This window comes from Streptomyces sp. GL_141, from assembly GCF_057834385.1.
In genome coordinates this window covers 866,376-883,948 of sequence record NZ_CM174402.1, presented here as the reverse complement: position 1 = coordinate 883,948, position 17,573 = coordinate 866,376, and the positions used below count along the sequence as shown (strand labels likewise).

The 17,573-nt window shown below is 71.2% G+C and carries 15 protein-coding genes; 11 read left to right on the top strand and 4 right to left on the bottom strand.

Translation table 11 applies throughout. From position 1 onward, the window contains the following. The first annotated feature begins 110 nt into the window (after positions 1-110). The 6 genes from AC3IX6_RS03845 (at position 111) to AC3IX6_RS03820 (ending at position 8,494) form a co-directional block, all read left to right on the top strand. Positions 111-1,298 (top strand): ROK family protein, encoded by a 1,188-nt coding sequence (locus AC3IX6_RS03845; RefSeq protein WP_489368800.1) that lies wholly within the window; start codon positions 111-113, stop codon positions 1,296-1,298. Between the two features lie 171 nt (positions 1,299-1,469). After that, on the top strand, positions 1,470-2,747 hold the full coding sequence (locus tag AC3IX6_RS03840) for an ABC transporter substrate-binding protein (protein WP_489368799.1): 1,278 nt from the start codon (positions 1,470-1,472) through the stop codon (positions 2,745-2,747). Then, complete coding sequence (locus tag AC3IX6_RS03835) at positions 2,747-3,751, top strand: carbohydrate ABC transporter permease (RefSeq protein WP_489368798.1); 1,005 nt, start codon at positions 2,747-2,749, stop codon at positions 3,749-3,751. Before AC3IX6_RS03840 ends, AC3IX6_RS03835 begins: the two co-directional genes overlap by 1 nt. Positions 3,752-3,758: 7 nt before the next feature. After that, entirely contained in the window at positions 3,759-4,604 is an 846-nt protein-coding gene (locus tag AC3IX6_RS03830) for a carbohydrate ABC transporter permease (protein WP_489368797.1), read from the top strand. A 100-nt stretch (positions 4,605-4,704) separates the two neighbouring features. After that, positions 4,705-6,660 (top strand): glycoside hydrolase family 5 protein, encoded by a 1,956-nt coding sequence (locus AC3IX6_RS03825; protein WP_489368796.1) that lies wholly within the window; start codon positions 4,705-4,707, stop codon positions 6,658-6,660. A 70-nt stretch (positions 6,661-6,730) separates the two neighbouring features. Further along, complete coding sequence (locus AC3IX6_RS03820) at positions 6,731-8,494, top strand: glycoside hydrolase family 35 protein (RefSeq protein WP_489368795.1); 1,764 nt, start codon at positions 6,731-6,733, stop codon at positions 8,492-8,494. 78 nt (positions 8,495-8,572) lie between these two features. Here AC3IX6_RS03820 and AC3IX6_RS03815 read toward each other — a convergent pair whose 3' ends face one another. From AC3IX6_RS03815 to AC3IX6_RS03805, 3 genes are all read right to left on the bottom strand, one after another. Continuing rightward, the gene (locus AC3IX6_RS03815; RefSeq protein ID WP_489368794.1) at positions 8,573-9,757 is read right to left on the bottom strand and encodes a cytochrome P450; all 1,185 of its coding nucleotides are present in this window, start codon (positions 9,755-9,757) and stop codon (positions 8,573-8,575) included. After that, positions 9,747-10,454, bottom strand: coding sequence for a cyclodityrosine synthase (locus AC3IX6_RS03810; protein WP_489368793.1), 708 nt, complete (start codon positions 10,452-10,454; stop codon positions 9,747-9,749). The genes AC3IX6_RS03815 and AC3IX6_RS03810 overlap by 11 nt, the downstream gene beginning before the upstream one ends. Before the next feature lie 258 nt (positions 10,455-10,712). After that, a complete protein-coding gene (locus tag AC3IX6_RS03805) occupies positions 10,713-12,347 on the bottom strand; it encodes a carboxylesterase/lipase family protein (protein WP_489368792.1) in 1,635 nt (544 codons plus the stop codon). A gap of 295 nt (positions 12,348-12,642) precedes the next feature. On the opposite strand from AC3IX6_RS03805, the gene AC3IX6_RS03800 reads away from it, so the two are divergent. The 5 genes from AC3IX6_RS03800 to AC3IX6_RS03780 are packed head-to-tail and all read left to right on the top strand — an operon-like array spanning position 12,643 to position 17,209. Beyond that, the gene (locus tag AC3IX6_RS03800) at positions 12,643-13,815 is read left to right on the top strand and encodes an ABC transporter substrate-binding protein (RefSeq protein ID WP_489368791.1); all 1,173 of its coding nucleotides are present in this window, start codon (positions 12,643-12,645) and stop codon (positions 13,813-13,815) included. 1 nt (position 13,816) lies between these two features. Then, positions 13,817-14,695 (top strand): branched-chain amino acid ABC transporter permease, encoded by an 879-nt coding sequence (locus tag AC3IX6_RS03795; protein ID WP_489368790.1) that lies wholly within the window; start codon positions 13,817-13,819, stop codon positions 14,693-14,695. Next, positions 14,692-15,729, top strand: coding sequence for a branched-chain amino acid ABC transporter permease (locus AC3IX6_RS03790; RefSeq protein WP_489368788.1), 1,038 nt, complete (start codon positions 14,692-14,694; stop codon positions 15,727-15,729). The genes AC3IX6_RS03795 and AC3IX6_RS03790 overlap by 4 nt, the downstream gene beginning before the upstream one ends. Beyond that, positions 15,726-16,505, top strand: a complete 780-nt coding sequence (locus tag AC3IX6_RS03785) for an ABC transporter ATP-binding protein (protein ID WP_489368787.1) — start codon at positions 15,726-15,728, stop codon at positions 16,503-16,505. Before AC3IX6_RS03790 ends, AC3IX6_RS03785 begins: the two co-directional genes overlap by 4 nt. After that, the gene (locus tag AC3IX6_RS03780; RefSeq protein WP_489368786.1) at positions 16,502-17,209 is read left to right on the top strand and encodes an ABC transporter ATP-binding protein; all 708 of its coding nucleotides are present in this window, start codon (positions 16,502-16,504) and stop codon (positions 17,207-17,209) included. The genes AC3IX6_RS03785 and AC3IX6_RS03780 overlap by 4 nt, the downstream gene beginning before the upstream one ends. Positions 17,210-17,263: 54 nt before the next feature. Here the strand turns inward: AC3IX6_RS03780 and AC3IX6_RS03775 are convergent, their stop codons facing one another. After that, positions 17,264-17,476: a DUF8686 domain-containing protein gene (locus AC3IX6_RS03775; RefSeq protein WP_489368785.1), complete on the bottom strand. Its 213-nt coding sequence runs from the start codon at positions 17,474-17,476 to the stop codon at positions 17,264-17,266. Positions 17,477-17,573 lie beyond the last annotated feature (97 nt).

The following is a 17,573-nucleotide window of genomic DNA, read 5'->3' as shown; positions in this document are numbered from 1 at the left end:
CCCTGAGGTCGAAGGCCCGTGTACGGGCAAGGAGTTGGCCAGAGGCTAGGGCGGACCCCGGGTCAAAATCAATACTGGACGAAGTTATTTATTTGCTCTACGTTGCACCCGTGTTTCGAAACCACTCCCAGCCACCCCTGGTCTCCGCACCGGCCGAAACGGCGGTCCTCGCCCTGCTCCTGGCCGAGGGCCCCCTCAGCCGGGTGGAACTCGCGCGCCGGACCGGGCTCTCCTCGACGGCCATCACCAAGGCCGCGCGGCCGCTCATCGACGACGGGTACCTGTACGAACTCCCGCCCGAGCGCACCGCTCCCGGGGCCGGCCGTCCGGTCAACCCGCTGGCCGTCACCCCGGACCGGGAGTTCTTCGTCGGAGTCAAGATCAGCGACGACCGGCTGTTCGGTGTGGTGTGCGACCTGCGGGCCCGGGTCCGGGCCACGGCCGAACGGACTCTCGGCAGCCATGAACCCGCTGCTGTGACAGGGTTGTTGACCGATCTGGTCAACGAACTGCTCGACACCGACACCGCGTTCCGGGACCGCACCCGGCACCTCGGCATCGCGGTCTCGGGGGACGTGGACCGTGGCGGCGGCCGGGTCCGCTTCTCCGGCCGCCTCGGCTGGCGCGACGTACCGCTCGCCGAGACGCTGGCCGGCACCACCGGTCTGACGGTCACCGTCGAGAACGACGTCAAAGCACTGACCATCGCCGAGCACTGGTTCGGGGAGGGGGTCGGCACCGGCTACTTCGCGCTGGTCACGATCGGCGCGGGCATCGGCTCCGCGCTCGTCGTCAACGGAGAGCTGGTGACCGGCGCCTACGGAGTGGCCGGGGAGATGGGGCACATCCCCGTCGACCCGGCCGGTCCGCGCTGCCGCTGCGGCGCGGTCGGCTGCGTCGAGGCCATCGCCTCGACCGGAGCGATCCTCGAAGCGGTCCGCCGCGGTACCGGAGTGGCCGACCTCGGCTTCGACCGGGCCGTGGACATGGCCCGTGACGGGGACCCCGTGGCCCGCGAGGCCTTCGCCCGGGCGGGCCGCGCGATCGGCGTCGGCATCGCCACCCTGGTCAACCTCGTCGGCCCGGAACGCGTCGTGGTCAGCGGCGAGGGGGCCGGTACCTACGACCTGTTCGGACAGCACATCAAGGACGCCTACGCGGCACACGCCTTCGGGGCCGCCGTCAAGTGCCCCCTGTCCCTGCGCCCGCTCCCCTGGGAGGAGTGGGCCCGCGGAGCCGCCGCGGTGGCGGTCCAGGCGCTGTTCCCGCCGAGCACGGCCGCCGCGGCACTCCCGTAGCGGAGCACCACTCGTACGGACATCACCCGTACGGCATCACTCGTACCGCAGCACCCGTACCGCACCCGGCCCACCCGGCCGGTGCCCCTCACTGCCGGCAAGCACTGATGGAGGGCACCGACCGGGGCCGGACACACCCACATCCCGCCTACCCTCACGGAAGGATGCGACATGAGCGCGCACAGAACCGAGCTTAGCCGACGGCGTTTTCTCGGCGGATCACTGATGATCGTCGCCGGAGCCGTGGTCACCACCGCCTGCACCACCGACCCGAACGCGGGGTCCTCCACCCAGGCGAAGACCACCCTGAACGTCTGGTTCCACGCGTACGGCGAGGCCGGCACCCAGCAGGCCGCACTGCGCTACGCGACCGCCTTCACCAAGGCCCACCCGGACATCGCCGTCAAGGTCACCTGGGTCCCCGGCGACTACGCGAGCAAGCTCAACGCGACCCTGCTCACCGACGCCGCCCCCGACGTCTTCGAGATCGGCGACTTCAGCGAGAGCCTGGCCCGCCGGGGCCAGATCGCCGCCCTCGACGAGATCTACGGCAGCGCCAAGTCCGACTTCAACGACAACGCCATCGCCGGTGTGGGCGTCGACGGCAAGCTCTACGGCGTCAAGATGATCGACGACGTCATGATGCTGTACTTCCGCAAGAGCGTCCTGGCCCAGGCCGGAATCACCCCGCCCACCACCTTCGACGAGCTGGCCGCGGCGGCCAAGGCCCTCACCACCAAGTCCGGCAAGGGCCTGTTCCTCGGCAACGACGGGCTCGGCGACAGCCCGATCCTCGCCGTCCGCTCGAACGGCGGCGACCTGGTGACCGACGGCAAGGTGGCCTTCGGCTCCCCGCAGGCGCTGGAGGCCCTGACCGGGCTGGGGCGGCTGCACGAGGACAAGTCCCTGCTCCTCGGCTTCACCACCGACTGGTGGGACCCGTCCGCCCTCAACCAGAACGTCGTCCCCATGCAGTGGTGCGGCCTGTGGGCCATGCCCGCCGTCAAGACCGCGCTGGGCGAGGACTTCGGCGTCCTGCCCTGGCCCGCCTTCAAGACCGGGGGCACCCCCGTCGTGCGCGTCGGCGGCTGGACCAGCTGCGTCAACGCCAAGGGCAAGAACGTGGACGCCGCCAAGAAGTTCGTCCAGTGGCTGTGGATCCAGCAGACGGACCTGCAGAAGGACTGGGCCGAGAGCTACGGGTTCCACGTCCCGCCCCGCACGTCCGTGGCGGCGGGCGCCGCGAAGCTCGCCGACGGAGCCGCCAAGGAGGCCGTGGAACTGGCCGCCAAGTACGGCAAGTCCAACCCGGGCACCTGGGACACCGCGGTGAGCAGCGCCTTCAGCGCGGCCGCCGCCAAGATAGCCGCCGGACAGGGCAACTCCGCCGAGCTCCTGGCGGACGCGGTGAGGCAGGCCCAGGGCGCCATCGACAAGCAGCGCGGCTGATGCTCTCCGCACCGGAAACCACAGGGCGGTCCGGGCGGCCGGGACCGCCCGGACGGTCCCCGGCGCGGGCGGCCCGCCCCGGCGGCCCCCGCACGGGCCGCCCCCGCCCCGGCCGCTCCGGCTGGCTGGCCTTCGCGCTGCTCACCGCTCCGACGCTGATCGGCCTCGGCGTCTTCAAGTACGTCGCCATCGGCTGGAGCTTCCTGCTCAGCCTGAGCGACGCGCGCGGCACCATCGTCCCCAGCCGGTGGGTGGGGCTGGACAACTACCGGGCCCTGCTCTCCGACGGGGCGTTCCGCGGCTCACTGACCCAGATCCTGCTGTTCACCGCCTTCATCGTGCCGGTCACCTTCGCCGCCTCCCTCGGGCTCGCCCTGCTGGTCCACCGGATCCGGCGCGGGCGGGCGGTGCTGCGCACCGTCTTCCTCATCCCGGCGGCCGTGTCCTACGTCGCCGCCTCGCTCCTGTGGAAGATGTGCCTGTTCAACGGGCTCCCCTCCGGCATCGCCAACACCCTCGGCGGCTGGTTCGGCATGGACCCGGTCCCCTGGCTGCAGACCACCTCACCACCGCTGTACTGGATCGTGCTGGTCAGCCTCCGGCTCTGGCTCCAGGTCGGCTTCTACATGGTGCTCTTCCTGGCCGGACTCCAGGGCATTCCCAAGGAGCTCTACGAGGCCGCCGCCCTCGACGGCGCGACCGGCCTGCGGCTGCTGCGCCGGATCACGCTGCCGATGCTGCGCAATACCTCGGTCGCCGTGCTGATGCTGCTCTTCATCGCCGCCTTCCAGGCCTTCGACGAGTTCTACAACCTCTTCAACAGCGGTCTCTCCGGGACCGGGTCGGCCCCCGTCCAGACCCCGCTGGGCTACCTGTACAACACCGCGATGGGCAGTCAGGACTACGGACTCGGATCGGCCGGAGCCTTCGTACTCACCGCGCTCATCGTCGGGGTGACCCTGATCCAGGGGCGCTTCACCGGATTCGGCAGGAGCGAGGGGTGAGCCGCCCATGAGGACCGCGGCGAAACTGACCACAGGGGTGCGCCTCTGTACGCGCGGACTGCTGGTGGGCCTGCTGACGACGGCCTTCCTGACGCCCTTCTACCTGATGCTGCGGGGGTCCCTGATGGACGCCCGGGGCATCACGTCGCCGCAGTGGGCCTGGTGGCCGGCGACGATGCACTTCGAGAACTTCTCCGCGCTCTTCGACGACCCGACCCTGTCCATGGGCCGGGCGCTGGGGAACTCCACCGTGATCGCCCTCATCACGGCGCCCGTCTCCACGCTCCTGGCCTCCGCCGCCGGCTACGCCTTCGCCCGGATCCCCGTACCGGGACGCGGCGTCCTGCTCGGCCTGGTGGTCGCCACCCTGATGATCCCCGGCTCGGTGACCTTCGTGCCGACCTTCGTCGTGGTCGGCTCCCTGGGCGGCGTGAACACGCTGTGGGGCATCATCGCGCCCGGCCTGTTCAACCCCTTCGCCGTCCTGCTGTTCCGCAACTTCTACCTCCAGTTCCCGGCCGAGATCGAAGAAGCCGGGCGGCTGGACGGGCTCGGCTGGTTCGGCCTCTACCGCCGGATCGCCCTGCCCAACTCGGGGGCGATGCTCGCCTCGCTCGGCGCGCTGGCGTTCATCGACAGCTGGAACTCCTTCCTGTGGCCCCTGGTCATCGGACAGGACCCGTCGGCCTGGACGGCCCAGATCGCCCTGTCGACGTTCCTCACCTCGCAGACCATCAACCTGCCCGGCCTGTTCGCCGGGGCCGTCGTGACGATCGTCCCCCTGGTCGTCATGTTCCTGGTCGCCCAGCGCTACATCGTCGCGGGCATCGCCACCAGCGGCCTCAAGGGCTGAGCACCAAGAGCACCAAGAGCACCAAGAGCACCAAGAGCACAGCACCGCACAGAACCGCCCAGCACGGCACGGCACATCCTCCCTCTCCGAAGGATCCAACGTGACAGGCACACCACTGCTCCGACGCGCGGCCCCGGCACTCGCCGTGCTGTCCGCGCTGCTCCTCGGCACCACCACCGCGGCCGGCGCGACGACGGCCCCCGCCCCCGCCGCGGCCTCCGCCCCGGCGGCGCCCACCGTCCTCACCGGCCCCGAACTGGCCGCCTCCTGGACCGCACCGCTCAGCACCCGGGGCCGCTGGATCGTCGACGCCGCGGGGAACCGCTTCAAGCTCAAGGCCGGCAACTGGGCGGGTGCCCAGGGGACATGGACGGGAAGCGGGGACATCAACGACCCCGCCAACCACATGCACGGCATCTCGGCGAACAACATGCCACTCGGCCTGGACCGCGCCCCGATGGCCGCCATCCTGGCGGACTTCCACGGCCTGGGCCTCAACAGCATCCGGCTGCCGTTCTCCAACGCCCTCGTCCACGACGCGACGCCCGTCCCGGACGCCGCCGTCGCCGCCAACCCGCAGCTGAAGGGCAAGACCCCGCTGCAAGTCCTCGACGCGGTCATCGCGGCGCTCACCGCCGACGGGTTCGCCGTCATCCTCAACAACCACACCACCACCGCCCGCTTCTGCTGCGGCCTGGACGGCAACGAACGCTGGAACAGCGGCCAGAGCACCCAGCAGTGGGTGGACGACTGGGTGTTCATGGTGAACCGCTACAAGGCGGACAAGCGGGTGGTGGGCGCCGACCTGCGCAACGAGGTGCGCCGCGACACCTGGGACGATCCCAACTGGGGCTGGTACGACGAACACGACGCCTACGCCGCCTTCGAGGAAGCCGGGAACCGGATCCTGCGGGCCGCCCCCGACATGCTCGTCGTCATGGAGGGCATCAACTGGTACGGCATCCCGCTCGCCGGACTCCCGCACGGACGGCCCATGCTGACACCGGTGGCCAACCTCTCCCACACGCTCATCGAGTCGGGCAAGCTCGTCTACGCCGCCCACTTCTACGCCTACACCGGCCCGGCCAACACCGGCGCAGGCAGTGGCCCCGGCTCCACCAACGATCCCCGCTACCAGGACTTCACCCCCGAGCAGCTCGCCCAAGTGGTGAACTCCGAGGCACTGTTCGTCACCCAGGAGGGGCAGCACTTCACCGCCCCCGTGTGGATCAGCGAATTCGGCGCCGGCGGCCGCGGCCCCGAGAACGCCAAGGAGCGGGCCTGGCTGCACCGCTTCACCGACATCCTCGTGGCCAACGACACCGACTTCGCGATCTGGCCGCTCGTCGGCTGGACCGACGCCGCCGGAGCCCCGATGGACACCTGGGCGCTGCTGTCCTACGGGACCACCGGGGTCCGCCAGAGCATCGGGGACGGCGGGGACTGGCGCGCCGACGACTGGAACCGGCTGGTCTCCACCCCCGGCCGCACCGGTCCGGTGGCCCGGGTCAGCCGCTGGAACATGCTCGACCTCGACCACGCCGACTACGACGTCTCCGCCACCATGCTCGCCAAGCCCGACTGGTCCCCGGGCAACCGCAAGGGCAACTGCCCCGACTCCCAGCGGCTGACCGGCCTCGGCCGCAGCGACAGCAGGGGCCTGTGCACCGACGCGGGCGGCCCGCCGAAGGCCGGCGGATCCTGGACCGTCGTCACGGACGAGCGCTACGTCACCAGGGGCGACTGGGCGGGCGGCTACAACAAGCTCCAGTGCCCCGAGCAGACCTTCGCCGTCGGCTACAGCGTCCGCAACAACGCCATGTCCGCCCTGCTGTGCGCTCCCGCCGCCGCCTCCCTGCCCACCACCGGCCGCACGCTGTGGTTCGACCACGGGGACAACCGCCCCGCGACCGGGGGCTCGAACGCCAGCGACTGGGCGCCCGGCTACTACAAGGGCCAGTGCGCCGACACCGAGTACCTCGCGGGCGTCGCCTACACCTGGCAGTGGAACCACGGCGGGGTGCCCGACGCCCTGCTGTGCCGGCCGCTGAAGTGACCCTCCCGCCGCACTGATCCGCGCCCTTCCCGACCCGTCCCGACCCGTACCGTCCCGAGGAGCACACGGCATGCCCCGACTGGAGATCGCCGCAGACGGCTTCCGTCTCGACGACCGGCCGTTTCGCATCGTCTCCGGTGCACTGCACTACTTCCGCGTCCATCCGGAGCAGTGGGCCGACCGGCTCCACAAGGCACGCCTGCTGGGCCTCAACACGGTCGAGACCTACGTCCCGTGGAACCTGCACGCCCCGCGGCGCGGGGAGTTCCGGCTCGACGGAGGTCTCGACCTGCCCCGGTTCCTCGACCTCGCCGCCGCCGAAGGCCTGTACGTCCTGCTGCGCCCGGGCCCGTACATCTGCGCGGAATGGGAGGGGGGCGGCCTGCCCTCGTGGCTCCTCGCCGACGAGGACATCGCCCTGCGCAGCCGTGACCCGCGCTTCCTGCGGGCCGTGGACGAGTACCTCGGCGCGCTCCTGCCGCCCCTGCTGTCCCGGCTGGGCAGCCGGGGCGGCCCGGTGCTCGCCGTCCAGCTCGAGAACGAGTACGGGGCCTACGGCCAGGACGCGGGCTACCTCGCCGAACTGGCCGGACTGCTGCGCCGGCACGGCGTGGACGTCCCCCTGTTCACCTGCGACCAGCCCGCCGACCTGGCGCGCGGCAGCCTCGACGGAGTACTGAGCACCGTCAACCTCGGCAGCAAGGTAGGGGCGGGGCTGGCGGAGCTGCGCGCGCACCGCCCCGAAGGCCCCCTGATGTGCTCGGAGTTCTGGATCGGCTGGTTCGACCGCTGGGGCGGACCCCATACCGTGCGCGGCGCCGAGGACGCCGCGGCCGACCTCGACCGGCTGCTCGCCGCAGGAGCCTCCGTGAACATCTACATGTTCCACGGCGGAACGAACTTCGGCTTCACCAACGGGGCGAACGACAAGGGGACCTACCGGCCCACGGTCACCTCGTACGACTACGACGCGCTCCTGGACGAGGCCGGCGATCCCACGGCCAAGTACACGGCCTTCCGGGAGGTCCTCGCCAAGTACGGTCCCGTCCCCGACGGTCCGGTGCCCGTGCCGGGCGCGAAGCTCGACCACGGACCGGTCGAACTCACCGACACCGCACCCTTGTTGGAGTACACCGACCTCCTCGGCCGACCCATGGAGGGCGATCGGCCGCTCGCGATGGAGCAACTCGGCCAGGACTTCGGCTTCGTCCTGTACGAAACCCGGCTGGCGGCCCGCGGCCCGGCCGTCCTGTACGTCGAGGAGGTCCGCGACCGTGCGCAGGTCTTCGTGGACGGACAGCCCGTCGGAGTACTGGAACGCGAAAGCCACGAGCACGCCCTCGCCTTCACCGCCCCCCGCCCCGGAGCCCGGCTGTCCGTACTCGTGGAGAACCAGGGCCGGGTCAACTACGGGCCGGGCATCCACGACCGCAAGGGACTTCTCGGCCGCGTCCTGGTCAACGGCCTGGCCCCGGACCGGTGGACCAGCCGGGCCCTGCCCCTGGACGACCCCGCCGGCCTCGCGGGTCTCGCCTTCAGCGCCTTCGATCCTGCGGCGCCGCCGGTGGGCCCCGCCTTCCACCGCGGGTACGCCGACATCGCGGAACCGGCCGACGGCTTCCTCGCCCTGCCCGGCTGGACCAAGGGCAGTGTCTGGATCAACGGCTTCGCCCTGGGCCGGTACTGGTCCCGCGGCGCTCAGTCCACCCTGTACGTTCCCGCCCCGGTGCTGCGGGCGGGCAGCAACGAGATCACCGTCCTCGAACTGCACGCCCCGGCCACCCGCACGGTGGAGCTGCGCGATCGCCCCGACCTGGGCCGCACCGAGGACTGACCCGCCGGTGTGCCGGTGTGCCGGGACGAGGGGCCCCGCCCGGAAGGTCCGGCCGTGGCCCCTCGTCCCACCGCGCTGCTACCAGAGGACGGGCAGCCGCTCGGGCAGGCGCTTCATGAACCGGGTGCGCCAGACGAGCTGGTCGACCGGCACGGCGAGCTGAAGGCGGGGCATCTTCTCCAGGAGCACCTCGAGGGCGATCTCGGTGTGCCGCTTGCCGAGGGCGGTGGCGGGGCAGTAGTGCTGGCCGCCGCCGAAGGAGAGGTGGGTGGCGGCGTTCTCCCGGTCGATGTCGACGACGTGGGGGTCGCTGAACACGGCCGGGTCGGTGTTGGCGGCCTCGACCAGGACGAGGAGGAGCTCCCCCTTCTTCACCTCGACGTCCCCGAGGGTGACGTCTTCGAGGGCGAGGCGGGGCAGCCCGTCACCGATCGAGAGGTTGACCCGCAGGAGTTCGTCCACCGCGCCGGGGATCTTCTCCGGGGACTTCCGCAACTGCTCCCACACGTCCGGGTTCTGGAGGAGGGAGAAGACCGCCATGGTCAGGAAGCCCATGGTGGAGATGACGCCGGCGCCGAACAGGGTGACCCCGACCGTCGCGAGCATCTCGTCGGTGAGGTGGGCGTACTGGGGGTCCGGGCGCAGGGCCGCCAGCTCGGAGACGAGCCCCGTGGTGGAGGGGTCGTCGAGGCGCTCGACCATGTAGGCGATGTCCCGGTCCCAGTTGAGCTTGGCACCGGTGACGGGGCAGGCCGAGTTCATGAACGCGATGTCGAGGCTGGACGCCAGGCGCGGGGCGTCGGCCTGCGGGATGCCGAGGATGCGGCAGTGCAGGTTCTCGGCGTACGGGTTCGTGAACTGGCCGCGCAGGTCGACCGGCGCCCCGTGGGCGAGGAGGCCGTCGACGAGGGTGGAGGCCTCGGCGCGCATCCAGTCCGTGAGACCGTCGGTCTTGGGGTTGATCGCCTTGAGGACGGCCTTGCGCAGACCGGCCCCGGTGATGTTGCCCATGTTGTTGACGACCTCGGGAGGGATCGTCAGCGCGTACTGGCGCGGCACCCCGGGGGCCGAGGTGTCCTTCAGGCTGAATCTGGGATCCTCGAGGACCTGCTTGCACAGTTCGTAGGAGGAGACGAGCCAGGCTTCGTCCCCGGCGATCGTGCGGACCCGCTTGACCGGCTCGCCACGCAGCTCCTCGACCTCGTGGGGGAGCTGGTCGCCGCGCGCGGAGAACGGGAAGTCGAGAAGGGTCTCAGTGGACATCGGGTGCTCCTTCGGCGGGGGTGATGACGGCGTGGCCCTGGTTGCGCGAGGCGCGCAGACCGGAGCCGCGCGAGTAGAGCAGTTCCGCCATCGGCAGGAGCTGGTGGTAGCAGTTCAGGGAGGACGGCACCCCGAGGATCGCCGGGGTGTCGAGGAAGAGCGGCGCCTCGGCGCAGACGTACTGGAGGCAGACGTCGCGCTGGCGGGTGGTGGCGGTCTTCCCGCCCAGCACCTTGGAGGAGAGGAACGCGTCGACCAGGGAATTGCAGGTGCTGCGGAATTCCGGGTCGGTGTCGAGCAGGTCGTACAGGTGGGTGTGGAGCGCGCGGTACGCGGGGATGTCGGTGAGGGCCGACATGGGGCGTGCGCGTAAGCGGGCGCCGGTGGGGTCGGCCTCGGCTGCGGCGTTGTTGACCTTGGCGCGTACGCCCCGCAGGTTCTTGACCGCCTTGCGCCGGGCTTCGTCGGGGTCGTAGCCGAGGGCCTCGTACATCTCGGCCACGTGCAGGTCGGTGTAGATGAGATCGACCTGTGCGAAGTTGCGCATGCCCCACTGAGCGAGGTCGATGACGCGCTGGGCGGAAAAGTAGCTGTTTCCCGGCGAGATGCCGATCACAGCGTGATCGCCTTCGGTGTGGATCACCTGGCAGTGCGGGGTGTACGGCCGGACTGTGAAGACTTCGGTCAATGTCGTCAACAGGTGTCGGGTCCTTCGCGCCGCAAGTCCCGTGGGGCCCTGTGCCCCGGGTGTGGCGGCGACGTGACGGAAAGGTACCGGAACGGTGCGCACCGTCCTATGGCTTCCGGCCGGTAACTCACCTGCTGGACAGCTCCGTTGCCCGGGGCTACGAAGCGCGGAGCTGCCCTTGCGGCGGCTGGACCTGCTGCCGGCCGCTCGGACCCGAGGTGCGCGGGGGTCACCCGGCTCACCGAAGTGACCCCCGGGGATGACCGGTTACCGCCCTGCCGGATGGTGCAGGCGCCGCCAGTAGCCCGCGAGGTCCCCGACGGCGGTGGTGACCGAGTCGAGGGCCATCGTCGTGCGGGTGTCCTGGCCGTAGCGACCCCATTGCGGCATGGGGTGGTGGTTGGGGTCGCCGGTGCGGATGAAGGAGATCCACGCCGCGTGCATCGTCGAGGAGAGGCCGTCGCGCACCCTGGGGTTCAGCCCCGCGAGGAAGGGGGCCTGCGACCACTTGTCGAAGTTGTTGAACGCGAACGGCAGCTCCAGGCAGTGTGCGGCCCCGAGCCGGCCGCCGTGCGCGGGCGTCGGAAGGTTGAACTGGTAGGCCCAGACCGGACGCCCGCGGGCCGCTCGCCGTTCGGCCAGCGCCACGGCGGGCATGCGGAACAGGTCGTCGGTGATCAGGTCCATCAGGACGTCCACGGGTCGGGCGCCCGGCCGGGCCTCTTCGTACGCGGTGTACGCCTGCTCCGCCCGGTTCCCGAAGGTGTCGCGCGCCCGGGCGAGGACCTGTTCCTTGGTGGCGGCGGCGTACGGCTCGCTCAGCCCGAAGGCGAAGTTGGCCTCCTCCCTGGTCCAGCCGATCAGGACGTCGATGTCCGCCCCGGCTCCGCCGAGCAGCAGGTCGGCGGGGTCGCGGTCCAGCGTGACCCCGTCGAGCACCGGCAGGAACGGGGTCGACCAGTAGCCCCACCGCCCGGTGCGCCCGAACAACTCGAAGGTGGCGGCGATCAGGCGCGGCCAGGGCACGGCCCGCAGTTCCGTCACGTTCCTGGCCCCCAGGATGTCCAGGTAGGCGGCGGTGCGCTCAAGGGATTCGGTACGGGTGGGGATCTTCAGCCCGAGCGGTGGGCTCTGCAGGATGGCGCGCCGGAACAGCGGGCGGCCCTTGGGCCGGACGCCGGCCAGCGCCGCGACCGACAGTGCGCCGCCGGACTGGCCGGCGAGGGTGATGTCGTCGGGGTCGCCGCCGAACGCGGCGATGTTCTCGCGTACCCAGCGCAGCGCGGCGAGTTGGTCGGTGAGCCAGAAGTTCCCCCCGGCGCCGTCCTCGCCGAAGTAGAGATAACCAAGCGGCCCGAGGCGGTAGTTGACGGTCACGACGACCAGGTCGCCGTTGCGCGAGAAGGTTTCGCCGGAGTAGCCCGGCATCGAGCCGGACCCGGAGATGAAGCCGCCGCCGTGGATCCACACCATGACCGGCCGCTTGGCGTCGTCCGCTGCGGGCGTCCAGACGTTGAGCGTGAGGCAGTCCTCGTCGAAGGGGGGCGAGCCGTGGGTGCCGAGCACCTGGTCGCCGCCCTCCCGGTAGGGCTGCGGGGCACTCGGGCCGAAGGCGGTCGCGTCGCGCGTGCCCTGCCAGCCCGGGTGGGGCTGGGCCGGCCGCCACCGGAGGGCGCCGACCGGCGGCGCCGCGTAGGGCACGCCCTTGAACACGGCGAGACCGCCTTCGGTGGCCCCCCGCAGTCGGCCCGAGGGCAGCGTCACGACGGGGGGTGAGGACTCGGCCGCCGTGCGCGGGGAGGCCTGCGCGGCGTGCCCGCCCGCCACCCCGGAGAGGAGTGTGGCGCCTGCCAGCACCCCGCCGTTCTTGAGGACTTTGCGCCGTGATGGATCGTCGGTCATGGTGCTTCACTCCCTGACTGATCGTGGGCCCGTCGCCGGAATTCGTATAGCGGGAATTTGACGAGGGTCAGTATTGCGCCATGCGTGGGGCGCGGGTCAAGGGGTCCAGGGCGGGCGCCGGCGCTTATCTTGCGTAGTCTTGACGAGCGTCGTAAAAGCGCGATAGACACGTGTCACTTCGACCGGAGGCCAGGCCGCGTCCTGAGCACCGGATCTTCTGCGCCTGGACTCCCCACGGCGGCCTCATCAGCAACATCCCGCCCTTCAGGGCCGGTTGACTACGTACGGAGTTCCCATGACAGGTCGGTTTCGTCCCGTTGGTCTGGTCGCCGCATCGACGGCGCTCTTGCTGACCACCGCATGCGGTGGTGCGAGCCTCGGGGCCGGTGAGGACAAGCAGGGCGGGCCCGTGAAGATCGGGCTCCTCGTCCCGCAGTCCGGGACCTACAAAGCGCTGGGCGACGACATGAAGCAGGGCTTCGAGCTCTACGTCGCCCAGCACGGCGGCAAGCTCGGCGGCCGCGAAGTGGAGATCGTGGTCGCGGACGAGGGGGAGACCGCCGACTCGGGCAAGGCCGCGGCCGAGAAGCTGGTCAAGCAGGACCGGGTGCTCGCGGTGAGCGGGGTGGTCAGCTCGGCCACCATCAACGGGGTCAAGGACCTGTTCGAGACCGGCAAGGTCCCGCTCGTCGGCTCGAACGCCTCGCCCACGACGCTGACCGGAACCAAGTACATCTGGCGCACCTCCTACGTCAACGACGAACCGGGCAAGGCGCTCGGCAAGCACGTCGCCGAGCGGGCCGGCGGCCCGGTCTTCCTGATCGCCGCGGGATACCAGGCGGGCAAGGACGAGGTGGAGGGTTTCAAGTCCACCTTCCTCCCGGCGGGCGGCAAGATCGCGGGCGAGGAGGTCTACACGCCGTTCCCGGGGACCAAGAACTTCCAGCCGTACCTCGCGCAGATCGAGAAGTCCGGCGCGAAGGCCGTCTTCTGCTTCTACGCCGGCGGCGCGGCCGTCGACTTCGTCAAGCAGTACCGGGACTTCGGACTGGCCGGCAAGATCCCGCTCTACGCGCCCGGGTTCCTCACCGAAGGCGGCGTCCTCAAGGGGCAGGGAGACGCGGCCAACGGCATCCTCACGGCACTCAACTACAGCGCCGACCTGGACAATGCCGCCAACAAGCAGTTCGCACCGGCGTACACGGCCGCCCACGGCTCCGCCCCGACCACGTACGCGATGGCCTCGTGGGACGCGGCGCAGGTCCTCGACAAGGCGATCAAGGCGGCCGGTTCCACGGTGACTTCGGAATCGGTCAACGCGGCCATCGCCCGGGTGGGGGACATCGACAGCCCGCGCGGCACCTGGCGGTTCAACAGCGGCGGGACGCCCGTCCAGCCCTGGTACCTGCGTGAGGTCAAGCAGGGCGCCAACACCGTCAGTTCCGAGCTCGGCAGACTGGGCGGCTGACATGTCCGGATGGTTGGACGGCAACTTCGTCAGCGTCGTCGACGGGGTTGCCTTCGGTCTGCTGCTGTTCACGATCGCGGTCGGACTCTCCCTGGTCTTCGGCATGATGGACGTGCTGAACCTCGCACACGGCACGCTCTACCTGGCCGGGGCCTACGTCGCCTACGCACTGTCCGACGGGACCCTTCCCGGGCTCCTCCTCGCGCTGCTGGCGGGCGTCGTGGTGGGCACCACGGGCGGGGCCGCGCTCACCTTCCTCACCCAGCCCCTGGCCCGCCGCGGGCACCTGGACCAAGCCGTGCTGACGCTCGGCATCAGCTTCATCGTGGCGGACCTCCTCGCCGCGGCCTTCGGCGGAGACGTCCTGCCCACGGACCCGCCCACGGCCCTGCGCGGGACGGTCGGCCTCCTCGGCCACTCCTACCCGGTCTACCGGCTGGTGTTCATCGCCGTCGCGGCCGGCCTCGCCCTCCTCGTGTACCTCGTCTTCGAACGCAGTTCGCTCGGCGCCCTCGTCCGGGCCACCGTCGCCGACCGGGACATGGTCCGCGCGCTCGGTGTCGACGTCCGCAAGGTGCTCTACGGAGTCTTCGCGTCCGGCGCCGCCCTGGCGGCGGTCGGCGGAGTCCTCGGGGCGCCGATCCTCGGCCCCGGGCCGGGCGTCGACGAGACCGTGCTCGTCCTCTCCCTCGTCGTCGTGGTCGTCGGGGGCCTCGGATCGGTGCGCGGCGCACTCGCCGGAGCGCTCCTGATCGGCCAGGTGCAGACGCTCGGGGTGGCGCTGCTCCCGGAGTACGCCCCCTTCCTCCTCTTCGGCACCATGCTGCTCGTCCTCGTGGTCCGCCCGCACGGCCTCGTCGCCTCGGCGGTGCGCGCATGAGCCCGTCCGCAACCGAAACCGCCACCGCGGTCGCCACCGAAGCCACCGCCACCGCCACCGCCACCGCCACCGCCCGCTCCGCGACACGGCGGCGGCTGTCCGCGACCGCCGTGGCCGGCGCGCTCGCCCTGGCCCCCTTCGTGCTGGGCCCGTACGCCGTCGGCACCCTGTCGCGGATCCTGGTGTTCGCCCTCCTCGTGCTGAGCGTGAACCTGCTCACCGGGCTGACCGGACTGCCGACCCTCGGCCAGTCCGCCTACTTCGGCGTCGGCGCCTACACGGCGGCGATCACGGCGACGCGGATCACCGACATCGGCCCCCTCCAACTCCTCATCGCCGCGGGCGTCTCCGCGCTGGTGGCGGCGGGGACCGGATGGCTGGCCGTGCGGGCCCGGGGCGTGGTGTTCCTGATGCTCACGCTGGCCATCGGCGAGATCGTCTACAGCGCCGCCGTCAACTGGAAGCCGGTCACGAACGGCACCGACGGCATGTCGGGCATCCCGCCCGTCGTACCGCTGCCCGGCATGCCCGCCCTGGAGCTCGACGGGCTGGTCTACTTCTACGTCCTGGCCGTGTTCCTGCTGCTCTTCGCGGCGGTCTCCCGCCTGGGCTCGACCACGTTCGCCCTCGCCCTGCGCGGCATCCGCGACAACGAGCCCCGCATGCGGGCCATCGGCTACCCCACCCAGCGGTACGCCCTGACCGTCTACTGCGGCGCCGGGGCGCTGGCCGGAGTCGCCGGAGCCCTGTGGGTCTCGGTCCAGCGGTTCGTCTCGCCCGGCGACGCCGGCTTCGAGATCGCCGCGCTGGCCCTGCTGGCCGTCGTCATCGGAGGCTCCGGCTCGATGTGGGGGGCCTGCGCCGGCGCCGCGCTCGTCTGGCTCACCCGCGACTACCTCGGAAACCTCGAAGCCGTCGCCGGCCGCGGACCGCTGCTGCTCGGACTGCTCTTCGTCATCGCCGTCTACACGCTGCCCCGAGGACTGGCCGGCGTACGCATCCCGCACAGGCTCATCCGGAAGAGGACGGCGTGACAGATCACGATCTACTGGAACTGCGCCGGGCATCCCGGCACTTCGGCTCCTTCCGGGCCCTGGACGAGGTCGACCTGACGGTGCGGGCGGGCGCCCGGCACGCGATCATCGGCCCGAACGGCGCGGGCAAGTCCACGCTGTTCGGCCTGATCTCGGGAACCTTGCCGACCACCGCCGGAACCATCCTCGTCGACGGACGGGACGTGACCCGGCTGCCCGTGCACCGCCGGGTCGGGCTCGGCGTCGCGGCCACCTTCCAGCACTCCAGTCTCTTCCTGCGCGAGACCGTGCTGGAGAACGTGCTGCTCGCCGTGGTACGCCGGGCGAGTTCGCGGTCCGGTTCGCGGTCCGGTTCCCGGTTCCGCTCGCGGTCCGGCTCCCGGGACGCGGCGATCGCGCGGGCGCACGAACTGCTCGACCGGGTGGGCCTGCCCACCCGGCACGACCTCACGGCCGCCGAACTCTCGCACGGCGAGCGGCGCCAGCTGGAGGTCGCCGTGGCCCTGGGGACCGAACCCAGGCTGCTGCTCCTCGACGAACCGGCCGCCGGCATGTCGCCGGCGGAGACGGCGCGGCTCACCGAACTGATCGCCGCCCTGCCCCGGGAGGTCACCGTCCTGCTCATCGAACACGACCTCGACATGGTCTTCGAACTCGCCGACACGGTGACGGTCATGCACCTCGGCAGACACCTGAAGACCGGCTCCCCGGACGAGGTGCGCGCCTCCGCCGAAGTCCAGACCGCCTACCTGGGCACCATGGAGGTCGCCTCGTGAACCCGCTGCTGCGCATGCGCGGACTGCGCTCCGGCTACGCCGGGGGCGTCGTCCTCGGCGGTGTGGACCTGGACCTCGAGGAGGGCGGGACCGTCGCCCTCCTCGGGCGGAACGGGGTCGGGAAGACCACCCTCATCTCCACCGTCATGGGGTTCGTCCGCCCCTACGAAGGCAGCGTCCTGCTCGACGGCCGGGAGCTGGCCGGAGCCCGTGTCGACGTGATCGCCCGGGCCGGGGTCGGCGTCGTCCCCCAGGGGCGCAGGGTGTTCGCCCCGCTGACCGTGGACGAACACCTGACGATCGCCGCGCGGAGCCCGGTGCGCGGCCCCTGGACCAGGGCCCGCGTCCTCGACCTGCTGCCCCGGCTGGGGGAGCGGCTCGGGCACCGGGGCGACCAACTGTCCGGAGGGGAGCAGCAGATGCTCGCGATCGCCCGGGCCCTGCTGGGCAATCCGCGCCTGCTGCTCCTCGACGAGCCGTCCGACGGCCTCGCGCCGGCGATCGTCGCCCAAGTGGGCGAGGTGATCCGCGAAGTGTGCGCGCAGGGCATGTCGGTCGTCCTCGTCGAGCAGAACCTGGGCCTCGCCCTCTCCGCGGCCCGCAACGTGGCGGTCATGCAGAAGGGAGTCATCGTCCACCAGGCACCCACCGCGGAACTCGCCTCCCGCCCCGAGGACCTGCGGCGCCTGCTGGGCGTCGAGTGACGCCACGACCGGTCCGTCCACGGCAGGCGAGGCAGGTGCGCTAGGGGAGGCGCGCTAGGGAAGCTGCGCCTCGTCTGTCCGGAGGGCGGTGTGGACACCGGTGACGACCACGGTGATCAGGCAGAGGGCGATGATGGTCTCGGCCCACAGGAAGGCGAACCAGTCCGGCACGCAGCCGATCGGGGGCGTGCCGGGAGCGGTGGCGGGGAAGGGGAAAGCCGATCTGACGACCGGGCGCTCCATCACCGCGCGGACCGTCTTCGGCATGGCATCCAACCCGGACCGCGACACCGCCGTCTCCGTCGTGTGCAACGTGGCTTCGCCCGATCATTTCCGTGCGGCGAACCAGCTGCTGGACATCTGG